The organism is Amycolatopsis sp. NBC_01480, assembly GCF_036227205.1.
Classification (GTDB): domain Bacteria; phylum Actinomycetota; class Actinomycetes; order Mycobacteriales; family Pseudonocardiaceae; genus Amycolatopsis.
The window spans coordinates 1,783,162-1,796,218 of sequence record NZ_CP109442.1 but is presented as its reverse complement, the minus strand read 5'-3'; the positions used below and the strand labels follow the sequence as shown (position 1 = coordinate 1,796,218).

Annotated in this window: 10 protein-coding genes; 8 read left to right on the top strand and 2 right to left on the bottom strand. The window is 70.5% G+C overall.

The window, feature by feature from the left end; genetic code table 11:
- Positions 1–3: 3 nt before the first annotated feature.
- A complete protein-coding gene (locus OG371_RS08330; RefSeq protein WP_329067235.1) occupies positions 4–1,506 on the bottom strand; it encodes an MSCRAMM family protein in 1,503 nt (500 codons plus the stop codon).
- A 323-nt stretch (positions 1,507–1,829) separates the two neighbouring features.
- Between OG371_RS08330 and OG371_RS08325 the strand changes: the two genes are divergently transcribed.
- The 4 genes from OG371_RS08325 (at position 1,830) to OG371_RS08310 (ending at position 6,968) form a co-directional block, all read left to right on the top strand.
- Entirely contained in the window at positions 1,830–2,693 is an 864-nt protein-coding gene (locus OG371_RS08325; RefSeq protein WP_329067233.1) for a Bax inhibitor-1/YccA family protein, read from the top strand.
- A gap of 284 nt (positions 2,694–2,977) precedes the next feature.
- Positions 2,978–3,709: an LppU/SCO3897 family protein gene (locus OG371_RS08320; protein ID WP_329067231.1), complete on the top strand. Its 732-nt coding sequence runs from the start codon at positions 2,978–2,980 to the stop codon at positions 3,707–3,709.
- A gap of 247 nt (positions 3,710–3,956) precedes the next feature.
- Positions 3,957–5,231: a YeeE/YedE family protein gene (locus OG371_RS08315; protein WP_329067229.1), complete on the top strand. Its 1,275-nt coding sequence runs from the start codon at positions 3,957–3,959 to the stop codon at positions 5,229–5,231.
- A 198-nt stretch (positions 5,232–5,429) separates the two neighbouring features.
- Complete coding sequence (locus tag OG371_RS08310; protein WP_329067227.1) at positions 5,430–6,968, top strand: DHA2 family efflux MFS transporter permease subunit; 1,539 nt, start codon at positions 5,430–5,432, stop codon at positions 6,966–6,968.
- A gap of 63 nt (positions 6,969–7,031) precedes the next feature.
- Here OG371_RS08310 and OG371_RS08305 read toward each other — a convergent pair whose 3' ends face one another.
- Complete coding sequence (locus OG371_RS08305; RefSeq protein WP_329067225.1) at positions 7,032–8,252, bottom strand: acetyl-CoA C-acetyltransferase; 1,221 nt, start codon at positions 8,250–8,252, stop codon at positions 7,032–7,034.
- 121 nt (positions 8,253–8,373) lie between these two features.
- Between OG371_RS08305 and OG371_RS08300 the strand changes: the two genes are divergently transcribed.
- The 4 genes from OG371_RS08300 (at position 8,374) to OG371_RS08285 (ending at position 13,009) form a co-directional block, all read left to right on the top strand.
- The gene (locus OG371_RS08300; protein ID WP_329067222.1) at positions 8,374–9,123 is read left to right on the top strand and encodes a pentapeptide repeat-containing protein; all 750 of its coding nucleotides are present in this window, start codon (positions 8,374–8,376) and stop codon (positions 9,121–9,123) included.
- Positions 9,124–9,201: 78 nt separating this feature from the next.
- Entirely contained in the window at positions 9,202–10,572 is a 1,371-nt protein-coding gene (locus OG371_RS08295) for a cystathionine beta-synthase (protein WP_091612175.1), read from the top strand.
- Positions 10,573–10,807: 235 nt separating this feature from the next.
- The gene (locus tag OG371_RS08290; RefSeq protein ID WP_442876149.1) at positions 10,808–12,202 is read left to right on the top strand and encodes a hypothetical protein; all 1,395 of its coding nucleotides are present in this window, start codon (positions 10,808–10,810) and stop codon (positions 12,200–12,202) included.
- Between the two features lie 264 nt (positions 12,203–12,466).
- Complete coding sequence (locus OG371_RS08285; RefSeq protein WP_329067217.1) at positions 12,467–13,009, top strand: hypothetical protein; 543 nt, start codon at positions 12,467–12,469, stop codon at positions 13,007–13,009.
- Positions 13,010–13,057 lie beyond the last annotated feature (48 nt).

Sequence of the window (13,057 nt, the reverse complement as noted above, 5' to 3'; positions counted from 1 at the left end):
CGTTTACCGCCGGGAAGCCCGCCGGGCCGCGAAACCGACCAGTGCCGAGCCGACGAGCGCGAGCACCCCGAGGCCGATCAGGCCCGGCAGGGAGTAGTTCGTCTCGACGGCGCCCTTCGCCATCGCCACCGGCTGGTCACCGGCCGGGATCGCGTGGGGCACCTCGTTCGGCTTGTTGACCAAGGTGAGCGCCAGTGTGTAGCCCGGCTTCAGCGAGCCGCACACCGAGGGCGGGTTCTTCGCGTCGAACGCGTTCTCGTAGCCCGGCGGCGGGCTCACCTCGACCACGCAGATGTCCTGCGGTGCCAACAGGTTGTCGACGGTCACCGCGCCGGTGCCGCCGCTCGTGGTGACCACGACCGGCTGCCCGTCCGGACCGTTCAGCGGCTTGCCGTCCTGCCCGGTGGCCGCGGCCTTCTTGTCCGCGCCGGTGATCCGCAGCGCGGTGCCGCCGATGCCCTTGCCGGTGTTCGCGTCGGTCTTGGTGACGGCCACCTTGCCCGGCTTCGCGACCGCGACGGTGCCGGTCGCGGTCAGCGTCTTCTCGCCGCCGGTGGAGACGACCTTCTGCGCGCCGGTGTTCACCGTCGGCGACTGCACGTACGGCCGGTCGGCCGGCGCGGTGAGCGAAGTGGACAGCTTCGGCTGGTCGCCGGTCGGCGTCACCTTGACCGAGATCGTGCCGTCCGCGCCGGTGTTCAGGGTGGTCTCGGTCGGCGCGCCCTGGCCGGCCGAACTGCCCGCGGTGCTGCCGGAGGCGTCCGACGCCTTGGCGCTGTCACCCGTGGCCAGCGTGCCGTCGGCCGCGGTGATCTTCACCGGGACGTCGGCGATGCCGGTGCCCTTGGCGTTCTTGACGGTGATCGTCCAGGTGGCCGCCTGGCCGATGTGCTGGTCGGTCTTCGGCGGCGTGACGGACGTGGTCCACGGGCCGCGGTTGGCTTCCGCGTCGGCGGTCAGCTTGTCGACGTCGGCCGCCGCTCCCGGCGCCTGGCTCTGCAGCTTCGCCAGGTGGAACGGGGCGTCGTAACCGATCTTGTCCGCGGTGAGGCTCGGGTTGAGGTCGTCGTGGCCCGGCCGCGGGGCGGAGGTCCACGAGTGCAGCAGGTGCGCCAGCGCGGCGGCCTGGTCGGCGTCCTTGGTGTCGCCGTAGCGCAGCAGCAGGTACGAGATGTTGGCCGCCTGGTCGGCGGGGATCTTGTCGCCCCACTTGGTCAGCAGCTCGTCGCCCGGCTTGTACACCTCGGTGGTGTCCGGCGCCTTCAGCTGGAAGCTGACGCAGAAGACCTGCTTGCCGCCGACGATGTAGGACCCGAGCCAGTTGCGGGTCGGCGTGTGCGGCGACATCGGCTGGCCGGGCGTGACAGCGTGCCCGACGCCTTCCTGCGTCGCCGCGAACGCGGGCGTGGTGCCCACGGCGGTGACGGAGAGTGCGCCAAGCAGGCCCGCGGCGACCAGGCCGGTGACCGCGCGCAACCCCGCGCGCGGGCGTGAGGTCCACCCCATGGTGTGTTGACTCCTTATTCGCGCTCCCCGACAACGCCTTTTACGTCGTCGCAGGTCACACGATCGAATAGCTCCCCGACACGCCTTCGGTTACATCTCGAACACGCGAAGTGAAGAGTCCCGTCAGCCCACCCCGGATGTCTAGAGTCCATCGGGTGACCTGCGGTGAACGGTCGTGATCTCAGTCGCATACGGTGTAGCCCGGCTCGGCTGCGCGGCCACGATCGAGGAAGAGGGTAAAGTTCTCTTTACTCGACGGGAACCAGTCGGCCCGACCGGTCGTTGAACCCGATGCAAGGTGCCAGCAGATCCAGGAGGATCAGGTGCGTTCCAGTAGCAACCCGGCGTTCCGCAACCTGCCGCGCGGCCAGGCCGCGGGCGGGCAGTACGGGCCGAATGTCGGCTTCAACCAGCCGCACGGCATGCCGCAGGGCCAGGGCGGCGTGCCCGGGTACGGCCCGGGCCAGATGTCCACCGGCGCCGCCGATCGGCCGATGACGGTCGACGACGTCGTGATCAAGACCGGCCTCTCGCTGGGCGTCGCGCTGGTCTTCGGCGTGCTCACCGCGATCTGGGCCCAGACCCAGCTGGTCGTCGACTCGCTCGGCCGCGTCACCGGGATGAACGGCGCCCTGCTGGGCGCCCTGATCGGCGGCATGATCGTCGGGCTGGTCATCTCGCTGGTGATCATCTTCCGGCGCAAGCCGAGCGGGCCGCTCACGCTGGCCTACTCCGCCGCCGAAGGCATTTTCCTCGGCGCGCTGAGCGGGCTGTTCGAGCTGCTGTACCCGGGCATCGCGCTGCAGGCGCTGATCGGCACCGCGGGTGTGTTCATCGCGATGCTGGTGGTCTACAAGACCGGCGCGGTCAAGGTCACGCCCAAGCTCACCAAGTGGATCATCGGGGCCGTCGCCGGCGCCGCGATCCTGATGCTGGTGAACCTGCTGACCGCGGTGTTCTTCGGCTACAACCCGCTGCGCGACGGCAGCCCGATCGCGATCATCTTCAGCCTGGTGGTCATCGGCATCGCCGCGTTCAGCTTCCTGCTCGACTTCGACCAGGCCGACCGGATGATCCGCGAGGGCATGCCGTCCAAGTGGGCCTGGTACGCCGCGTTCGGCCTGATGACCACGCTGGTCTGGCTGTACCTGGAGATCCTGCGACTGCTGTCTTACCTGCGCGAGTAACGCTCGTACAGGTCTCCCGAGAAGGCGCTCCGTGACCAACGGGGCGCCTTTTCTGTGCCCTTGTCGCCGATTGGGGGACCGGTGCGCGATGTTGATCACGCTGCGTGTTGGATGGCGAAGTCCGATTTCCCTTCACACATGTGAGGTCGACGTTGAGCGTCACCCCTCCGGCCCCTGGGGGCCAATCGCCGGTGGGCCCGCCCGATCCCTACGGCCGGCCGTCCGGCGGGTTCCCGCCGCCCGGCCAGCCAGATCAGCCAGGTCAGTATCCGCCGCCCGGCCAGATGCCGTACGGCCAGCCCGGCGCCGAGCAGCCCGGCCAGCCCGGCGCCAAGCAGCAGTACGGGCAGCAGCCGTTCGCTCCGCCCGGCGCCGAACAGCCCTTCGCGCAGCAAGCGCCGGGCCAGTACGCCCAGCCGGCACCGGGTGTTCCCGGTCAGTACGGCCAGCCGATGCCCGGTCCGTACGGCACGCCGTACGGGCAGCCCGGTCAGTTCCAGCCGGCGCCGGTGGCGCCGAAGTCGAAGTTCCGCTTCATCCGGCTCGGCATCGCACTGGTCGTCCTGGTGGCGGCCGTGGTGATCGGCATCGTCAGCTACTCCAGCTCGCCGGACAGCTCGCAGGCCGGTGACTGCCTGAAGATCACCGAGTTCACCACCGGGGTCACGCCGGACAAGGTCGACTGCAACGACGCCGCCGCGAACGTCAAGATCGGCGCGCGCCTGTCCAACGCCTCCGACAAGTGCCCCGAGGGCATGTACGACGAGTACGAGGTCACCGGCAGCTCGGACTACCGCCTCTGCCTGGTGATCAACGCCAAGCAGGGCGACTGTCTGACGGGCTTCCAATCGCAGACGGCCGGCTACCGCAAGGTGCCGTGCTCGGACCCGGCCAAGGACGCCGAGCTGGTGAAGGTCGTCGACGGCCAGGAGGGCGAGACCGCCTGCCAGGGCACGGACGCGACCGACTACCGGTCGTACTCCCAGCCCAAGCTGACGCTCTGCATCAAGTCCTGACCGAGTAAAGGGACCTGTAACAAAGGGGGCGTCCGGAGTCCATCCGGACGCCTCCTTTGCCAATCCGGCCCAAAAGAAGGCGGGCAGTGGCGACCCTTCGGACATAGCCGATCTCGCCGTGACTGTGGTCGGATTGGCAATAACGGCGCAGTGTCCGTTCGTCGCACTCTGTGGGACAGGCTGCGACCAGTCGGTCACTCGCCCTAACCTTTGGCGCCCTGCTCCACCGAGAAGACCAGGAGTCCTGGTGGCGACCACTGAATCCCCAGCCGGAGACAACAAACTCCTCGATTTCCCCACCTCCTGCGCCGCGCCCGTGCCCCAGCCCGAAGAGCCGGTCCGGGTCGTGCCGCTGGTCGTCGCGGGCGCGCTCGCGATCGGCCTGACCTGGTTCGTCTGGGCGAGCTACGGCGCGAAGTTCGGCGTCCTGCTCGTGCTCGGGCTGCTGCTCGGGCTGGCCCTGTTCCACTCGCGGTTCGGATTCACCTCCGCCTGGCGGCAGCTGATCGCCGTCGGCAACGGCCAGGGCCTGCGCGCCCACACCCTGCTGCTCGGCACGGCGGCCACGCTGATCGCCTTGATCTGCGGGACCGGCGCCGGGCTCTTCGGCAGCAAACCGGTGCCGGTGGCGAACGTCGGGCCGATCGGGGTGGCCCTGTTCGTCGGCGCCACGCTGTTCGCGATCGGCATGCAGCTGGGCGGCGCCTGCGCGTCCGGCACGCTGTTCGCGGTCGGCTCCGGCCAGTCGACGATCGTGCTCACGCTCGGCGGGTTCATCACCGGCTCGGTGCTCTACACCTGGGGTTACCCGATTTTCGACGGCTGGCCCCAGGTTCCGGGCATCCTGCTCGCCGACCACGTCGGCTGGTTCGGCTCGTGGGCGATCACCATCGTCGTGCTCGCCGCCATCGTGCTGGTCACGCGCACCGTCCAGAAGCGGCGCCTGCCACCGCCGGTCGACGCCGTGCCCACCGCCCGCGGGTTCGCGCGGGTCTACCGCGGCGCGTGGCCGATGCTCGTCGGCGCCGTCGTGCTCGGGGTGCTGGCCGGCGCCGTTTACCTGGTCTCCGGCGGGATCTGGGGAGTCACCAGCGCGTTCAGCCTGTGGGGCGCGAAGATCCTGCAGGTGTTCGGGCTGCACCCGGAGCACTGGGAGTTCTGGCGGCTCAAGGCGAACGCGACCTCGCTGAGCGGCCCGATCTGGAAGGACAAGACCAGCCTCACCGACATCGGCATCATGATCGGCGCCGCGGTGGCGGCCGCGGCGGCGGGCGCGTGGAAGATCCACAGCTCGATCCCGTGGCGCACCGCGGTCGCCGCGATCCTCGGCGGGATCCTGATGGGCATCGGCGCGCGGCTGGCCGGCGGCTGCAACATCGGCGCGTACCTCGGCGGCATTTCGGTCGGCAGCCTGCACGGCTGGCTGTGGGGGATCTTCGCGCTCGGCGGCACGTGGATCGGGATCAGGCTGCGGCCGCTGTTCGGCCTCGGCAACCCGGTGCCGACCGACAGCATCTGCTGAACTTTCCCGCACCGAGGGGATTTTTCGCCGTTCCACCGCGGACGGTGAAAAATCCCCTTCTGCGTCCCTTCTCGCCTTTCGGCGAAATCGTTGGCATTTCCTTGCACGGATCAACTACCCTCGGCCGGGTCGCGCAAGGGGGACCGGTCGGCACCGCCACCGGGCTTGCGCCTTCCTGATTCGAAGATGGGGTTCCGCATGCCTGCTCAAGAGAGCCCGGCCGCCACCGGGCTCGAGGACAAACTCGACCGGGGCGTGCTGAAGGTCGCCTCGGTGGTGGTGCTCGGCGCGATCATGGCGATCCTGGACACCACGGTCGTCAACGTCGCGCTGCAGAAGCTGACCCTCGAGTTCACCACCTCGTTCGACACGATCCAATGGGTCGCCACCGGCTACATGCTGGCGCTGGCCACGGTCATCCCGGTCACCGGCTGGGCCTCGGACCGGTTCGGCACGAAACGGCTGTACCTGCTGGCGATCGGCACGTTCCTGGTCGGCTCGATGCTGGCCGGGCTGGCCTGGAACGTCGAGTCGCTGATCATCTTCCGCGTCCTGCAAGGACTCGGCGGCGGCATGCTGATGCCGGCGGGCATGACGATCCTGACCCGCGCGGCCGGCCCGCAGCGGATCGGCCGGGTGATGTCGGTGCTGGGCGTGCCGATGCTGCTGGGCCCGATCTGCGGCCCGATCCTCGGCGGCTGGCTGGTCGACGCGGTCAGCTGGCGCTGGATCTTCTACATCAACGTGCCGATCGGCGTGCTCGCCTTCCTGCTCGCGCTGCGCCTGCTGCCGAAGGACGACCCGGAGCCCTCGGGCCGGTTCGACTTCGTGGGCATGCTGATGGTGTCGCCGGGCTTGGCGGCGCTGATCTTCGGCGTCTCGCGGATCCCGTCCACCGGCACCGTCGGCGCGGTCGAGGTGTGGCTGCCCGCGCTGGCCGGGCTGGTGCTGCTCGTCGCGTTCGTGCTGCGGGCATTGCGGGTGGACCACCCGCTGATCGACCTGAAGCTGTTCCGCAACCGGCCGTTCTCGGTCGCGATGATCACCATGTCGGTGTTCTGCGTCGGCTTCTTCGGCGCGATGCTGCTCCTGCCGACGTACTTCACCTTGGTACGCGGCGAATCCGCACTGCACGCCGGGCTGCTGCTGGCGCCGCAGGGCCTCGGCGCGATGCTCGCGATGCCGATCACCGGCCGGCTGGCCGACAAGATCGCCGCGCGCCGCATCGTGCTGCCCGGCCTGGGGCTGATCGTGCTCGGCATGGTGGTCTTCACCCAGGTCGGCTCGACCACGTCGTACGGGCTGCTGCTGTCCTCGCTGTTCGTGATGGGCATCGGCATGGGCTGCACGATGATGCCGATCACCTCGGCCGCGCTGCAGACGTTGCGCCCCAAGGACATGGCCAAGGCGTCCACGGCGACGAACATCGTGCAGCAGACCGCCGGCGCCATCGGCTCCGCGATCATGTCGATCATCCTGGCCGCGCTGCTGGCGGCGAAGTTCGGCGTCTCGACGAGCCAGGGCCAGCTCGCGGCCACGGCCGCCACGCTGAACCCGCAGACCCACACCGCGGCGGCCTCGCTGACCGCCGACTCGTTCGCGACCACGTTCCTTTGGGCGACGATCCTGCTGGCGCTGTGCCTGATCCCCGCGTTCTTCCTGCCGAAGAAGCGCTTCATCCCGGAAACCGCGGCGGACTCGGCCGAGCCGGTCGCGCCGCCGGTGCCGATGCACTGACCTTGTCGCACAACGAAAGGGGCCGCTCTGGTGTGAGCGGCCCCTTTCGTTTTCACGCAGCTGTCAGGAAAGGCGCTCCAGCACCATCGCCATGCCCTGGCCGCCGCCGACGCACATGGTCTCGAGGCCGAACTGCTTGTCGTGGTGCTGCAGGGAGTTGATCAGCGTCGAGGTGATGCGGGCGCCGGTCATGCCGAACGGGTGGCCGACCGCGATCGCGCCGCCGTTGACGTTCAGCCGGTCCAGGTCGATGCCCAGATCGCGGTAGGACGGGATGACCTGCGCGGCGAACGCCTCGTTGATCTCCACCAGGTCGATGTCCGAAATGGACAGACCGGCGCGCTTGAGCGCCTGCTTCGACGCCTCGACCGGGCCGTAGCCCATGATCTCCGGCGAAAGCCCGGTGACGCCGGTCGACACGACGCGCGCCAGCGGCGTCAGGCCCAGCTGCTTGGCCTTGGTGTCGGACATGACGACCACGGCCGCCGCGCCGTCGTTCAGCGGGCAGCAGTTGCCGGCCGTCACACGGCCGTCGGCGCGGAACACCGGCTTCAGGCCCGAGACGCCCTCGAGCGTGACGCCCGCGCGCGGGCCGTCGTCCTTCGACACCACGGTGCCGTCCGGCAGCGTGACGGGCGTGATGTCCTTGGCCCAGAAGCCGTCGGCGATGGCCTTCTCGGCGAGGTTCTGCGACCGCACGCCGAACTCGTCCATGTCCTCGCGCGTGACGCCCTTGAGCCGCGCCAGGTTCTCCGCGGTCTGGCCCATCGCGATGTAGACGTCGGGCACGTTGCCCTCGGTGCGCGGGTCGGTCCAGCTGTCCGAGCCCGACTCGGCGGTGGCCTTGGTGCGGTTCTCGGCGTCGGCGAACAGCGGGTTGTGCGTGTCCGGCCAGGAGTCGGAGCTGCCCTTCGCGAACCGCGAGACGGCCTCGACGCCGGCCGAGATGAAGACGTCGCCCTCGCCGGCCTTGATCGCGTGCATCGCCATCCGGGTGGTCTGGAGGCTGGAGGAGCAGTACCGCGTGATCGTGCAGCCGGGCAGGTGGTCGTACCCGAGTTCGACGGCGACCGCGCGGCCCATGTTGAACCCGGACTCGCCGCCGGGCAGGCCGCAGCCGAGCAGCAGGTCGTCGATGTCGGCCGGGTCGAGCTGCGGGACCTTGTCCAGGGCCGCCCTGATCATCTGCACGGCCAGGTCGTCGGGTCGCATGCTGACCAGCGAACCCTTGCCGGCGCGGCCGATCGGGGAGCGGGCGGTGGAGACGATGACGGCTTCGGGCATGGCGTGGACACTTCCTCGGGTCGTCGGCGCTAAGCGGTTGCTCACCATAGTGCCGCCTGTCACGCCCGCCGGAAAGCCGAAGGCGACGTGGGCCACTCCCGCCACTGGCAGGATCTCCGCCGTGACGAACCGGAGCCGGGCCCTGCGCACGAGCACGATCCTGTGGTGGGGGGCCGGGTTGATCGTGGTCGCCGCAGCCGCCGCCGTGCTGCTGCTGACCACGCTCGGCGGCGGCAGCCCGCAGGACTCGGCCCGCCTGGACGCCTTGCGCACGGCCGCGAACGTCGTCGTCGGCACCGGCGGGGCCGCCGCCCTGCTGCTCGCCGCGCGCCGCCAGCGCTCCGCCGAACTCGACCTGGAGCAGAAGGACCACGACGCGACCCAGCGCCGCATCACCGAGATGTACGGCAAGGCCGCCGACCAGCTCGGCGCCGACAAGGCGCCGGTCCGCTTCGCCGGGCTCTACGCGTTGGAACGGCTGGCCCAGGAGCACCCGCTGCAGCGCCAGACCATCGTCAACCTGCTCTGCGCGTACCTGCGGATGCCGTTCGACGAGTCGGCCGGCGAAACGCAGGTCCGCAAGGCCGCGCAGCGCATCCTGACCGTGCACCTGCACCCGGCCGAGGACGGCGGCGACGCCTGGTTCTGGCCGGCCATCGACCTCGACCTGACCGGCGCGGAGCTGTTCGACTTCTCGCTGAAGTACTGCCGCGCCCGCTCGGCGGTGTTCGCCAAGGCGCGCTTCTTCGGGGAGACCACCTTCCGCGGCGCCGCGTTCGAGACCAAGGCGGACTTCACCGGGGCCACCTACGCGGTGCCGCCCGACTTCACCGGCACCGTGTTCCCGCCCGGGGCATCCGCACCCGGCTGAGTGGACGGCAGCGCAGGTCAAGCGTTTAGGCTGGACGGCGACCGCCGAGATCCGGCGCGGAAGGGCAGGAGCGCAGTCGTGGAGTACGCCGAGCACATCGTGGATCTGGTGGGCAACACCCCGCTGGTCAAGCTGAACGCGCTGACCGAGGGGCTGAAGCCGCTGGTGCTCGCGAAGGTCGAGTACGTGAACCCGGGCGGCAGCGTCAAGGACCGCATCGCGCTGCGCATGATCGAGGCCGCCGAGCGCTCCGGCGAGCTGAAGCCGGGCGGCACGATCGTCGAGCCGACCTCGGGCAACACCGGCGTCGGGCTCGCCATGGTCGCGCAGCGCAAGGGTTACAAGTGCGTGTTCGTCTGCCCGGACAAGGTCAGCGAGGACAAGCGCAACGTGCTCCGCGCGTACGGCGCCCGCGTGGTGGTCTGCCCCACCGCGGTCGCGCCCGAGCACCCGGACTCCTACTACAACGTCTCCGACCGCCTGGTCCGCGAGATCGACGGCGCCTGGAAGCCCAACCAGTACGCCAACCCGGAGAACCCGGCCAGCCACTACCACTCCACCGGCCCGGAGATCTGGCGCCAGACCGACGGCAAGGTGACGCACTTCGTCGCCGGCGTCGGCACCGGCGGCACCATCTCCGGCACCGGCCGCTTCCTCAAGGAGGCCAGCGACGGGCGCGTCCAGGTCGTCGGCGCGGACCCCGAGGGCTCCGTCTACTCCGGCGGCAGCGGGCGGCCTTACCTGGTCGAGGGCGTCGGCGAGGACTTCTGGCCGGAGACCTACGACCGCGGGGTCGCCGACGAGATCATCCCGATCTCCGACGCGCACTCGTTCGACATCACCCGCCGCCTCGCGGTGGAGGAGGGCCTGCTCGTCGGCGGCTCCTGCGGCATGGCCGTGGCCGCCGCGCTGAAGCTGGCCGAGCGGCTGACCGAGGACGACGTGATCGTGGTGCTGCTGCCCGACGGCGGCCGCGGCTACCTCACCAAGGTCTTCAACGACGACTGGATGTCCTCCTACGGCTTCCTCCCGCCCGACTCCTCGGGCGCGACGGTCGGCGACGTGCTGACGAAGAAGAGCGGCTCGCTGCCCAGCCTGGTGCACACGCACCCGAACGAGACGGTCGCCGAGGCCGTCGCGATCCTGTCCGAGTTCGGCGTGAGCCAGATGCCGGTGGTCAGCGCCGAGCCGCCGGTGATGGCGGCCGAGGTGGTGGGCGCGGTCAACGAGCGCGACCTGCTCGACGCCCTGTTCACCGGAAAGGCGCAGCTGGCCGACCGGCTGGACGCGCACATGTCGCCGCCGCTGCCCACGATCGGCGCCGGCGAGCAGGTCAGTTCGGCGATGAAGGCGCTCGAGGCCGCGGACGGTGCGCTGGTGCTGATCGACGGCAAGCCCGCGGGCGTCGTCACCAGGCACGACCTGCTGGGCTTCCTCGCCGGGCGGTAAGGCGCGGTAAATCGGCATAGCGGGCCGGGGCGTTACGAGCGCCTTGCCCCGCTATCCGATAGCGTGGTCGCGATAGAACTTTTTCGCGTCCTCGTCAAGGGGGTTCAAGACCCACATGAGTGCTCCGCAGCCACCGAACCAGCCCTGGGACGGCGGCCAGCAGCCGCCGCAGGGCCCACCGAGTGGTCCCACACCTCAGCAGGACAGTCCGTTCGGCACGTCGGAGCCGACGCAGGTGGTCCAGCCGGGCCAGCCGCAGCCCTCCTACGGCGGGGGTGCTTTCGGCGAGACGCCGGAGCCGACCCAGGTCGTGCAGCCGGGCGGGGGCCAGCCGGGTGACGCGAACGCGACGCAGATGGTCAACCCGATGACCGACGGCGGCGCCGAGGCGACGCAGATGGTCGCGCCCAGCCAGCAGCCGCCCGCCATTCCGTACGCCCCGCCGCCGAGCGCGGCCGACAACCCGGCCGCGGTCGGCGGATTCGGCCAGCAGGGCGGCTTCGGCCAGCCCGGCCAGCCGTTCGGGCAGCCGGGTCAGCCCGGCGACCCGCAGGCCGCGTTCGGCCAGCCCGGCCAGCAGCCCCAGGGCTTCGGCGCCCCGGGTGGCTTCGGCCAGCCGCCGCAGGGCGGGTTCGGCCAGCAGCCCCCGGGCTTCGGCGCGCAGCCCGCATTCGGTGCCCCGGCAGGCGGTTCCGCCGGCGCGGGCCTGTTCGGCTACATCGCCGGCGGCGTCACGGCCGTGCTCGCGCTGGTGGCGCTGATCATTTCGTTCAGCTACCTCGGCGACGCCAGCGACTACTCGAAGGCCATCGAAGGCGTGCCGCAGGCCACCGTCGACAAGGCACTGAGCGCAGCGGGGCTCGCCAGCCCCGGCACCGTGATGTTCTACGTCATCCTGATCCTGGTCGCCTCGGTCATCGGCCTCGTCGGCGGTGTCGGGCTCGCGCTCGCGGGCAAGCTCGGCGGGCTCAAGAAGTTCGTGCCCATCGTGGTCGCGGCCGGCGGCCTGATCCTCGGCGTGTTCTCGGTCCTGCTGCTCAACGGGACGACGGTGAGCAGCTCCTACCTCAAGCAGATGCAGGCGGCCGGCGCCGGCTCCAACGGCCCCACCAGCACCGCGGGCCTGCCGACGCTCATCTTCGGCATCGTGATCCTGGTGGTCGGCGTGCTCGGCCTGATCCCGGCGACCGCCAAGTTCGTCGGGCTCGGCGGCGACGCCGGCCCGCAGCTGCCGGGCGGCTTCGGCGGCCCCGGTGGCTTCGGCGGCCCGGGCCAGCAGCAGCCCGGTTTCGGCCAGCAGCCGGGACAGTTCGGACAGCCGGGCCAGCAGCCCGGGTTCGGTCAGCCGGGCGGGCAGAACCCGGGCAGCGGTGGCTTCCAGCAGCCCGGTTTCGGTCAGCCGGGACAGCCGCAGCAGCCGGGGCAGCCGCAGTACGGCCAGCCGGGCAGCGGCGGATTCCCGCAGCCGGGACAGCCGCAGCAGCCGGGCGGTTACGGCCAGCAGCCCCCGCCGGGCTACGGCCCGCCTCCCGGTTACGGCCCGCCCCCGGGCCAGCAGCCGCCGCCGGGTTACGGCCCGCCGCCCGGTCAGCCGGGCGGGTACGGCCAGCCGCCGCAGCAGCAGTGGTGACTGCCTGACGTTCCGTGGTCGAAGGGCCCCTTCAGCGCCGACAACGCGCTGAAGGGGCCCTTCGCCGTTCCCAGCAGTTATTCGCGAGGAATTGAGAAATGCGGTTTTTCGGTAACAGTTCGCGTTATCGATCTTGATCCATTCCGAGAGCGGGGAGGTACGGGCACGGCTTCTTCATTCCTTCTCCATTTCCGGTCCACGGCCGCGTTTTCCGGGCTATGGTGAGCGCCGTCGTTTCCGGTGCGAGCTGATGGGGGAGCAGGAGTGGGTGGCCCGTACCGAGACGCACCGCAGTCGCCGGAGCCCGGCGAATCCTCGGCGGCCCGGCGCCCGTCTGGTGCCACGGCGGTCATCGCCGCGCTGCTCGGGCTGGCCGCCGCCGTGGCCGCCGGTTACGTGCCCGTCACGGTGTTCCTCGGCATCCCGTCCGGTTTCAGCCTCGGCGACCTTCCTATGTGGACACTCGTGGACCTCGGCGGGTACCTCGTCGGCGGACTGGTCCTGCTGCTCGGCGCGCTCGGCACGATCTTCCGCGCGACCGCGGGCGCGGTCCTGCTGATCCTCGGCGCGCTGCTCGCGATCGGCGCGCTGCTGGTCGAGTCGACGCTCGTCAGCACCACCGGTTGCGCGGCCTATTTCCAGTCGGTCTTCGGGCTGCACAACGCACCCGGCGCGGGCCGGGCGGCGCTGTGCGTGCTCTCGCCGCTCGTGCTGGTCCTCTCCGCGCTGCCGCCGACCTTCTCCTACCTCCGGTATCGGACGCCGGCGGTGCCTCCGTACGGGGCGCACTCGCCGGGACAGTGGTGATTTACGCCCCGAACGGCGCGCCGACCTGGCACGATGATCCCCGACACC

Excerpts from the sequence above, each read along its gene's own strand:
- OG371_RS08330 (WP_329067235.1), bottom strand. The coding sequence starts at position 1,506 with ATGGGGTGGACCTCACGCCCGCGCGCGGGGTTGCGCGCGGTCACCGGC.
- OG371_RS08320 (WP_329067231.1), top strand. The coding sequence starts at position 2,978 with ATGCCGTACGGCCAGCCCGGCGCCGAGCAGCCCGGCCAGCCCGGCGCC.
- OG371_RS08310 (WP_329067227.1), top strand. The coding sequence starts at position 5,430 with ATGCCTGCTCAAGAGAGCCCGGCCGCCACCGGGCTCGAGGACAAACTC.
- OG371_RS08305 (WP_329067225.1), bottom strand. The coding sequence starts at position 8,252 with ATGCCCGAAGCCGTCATCGTCTCCACCGCCCGCTCCCCGATCGGCCGC.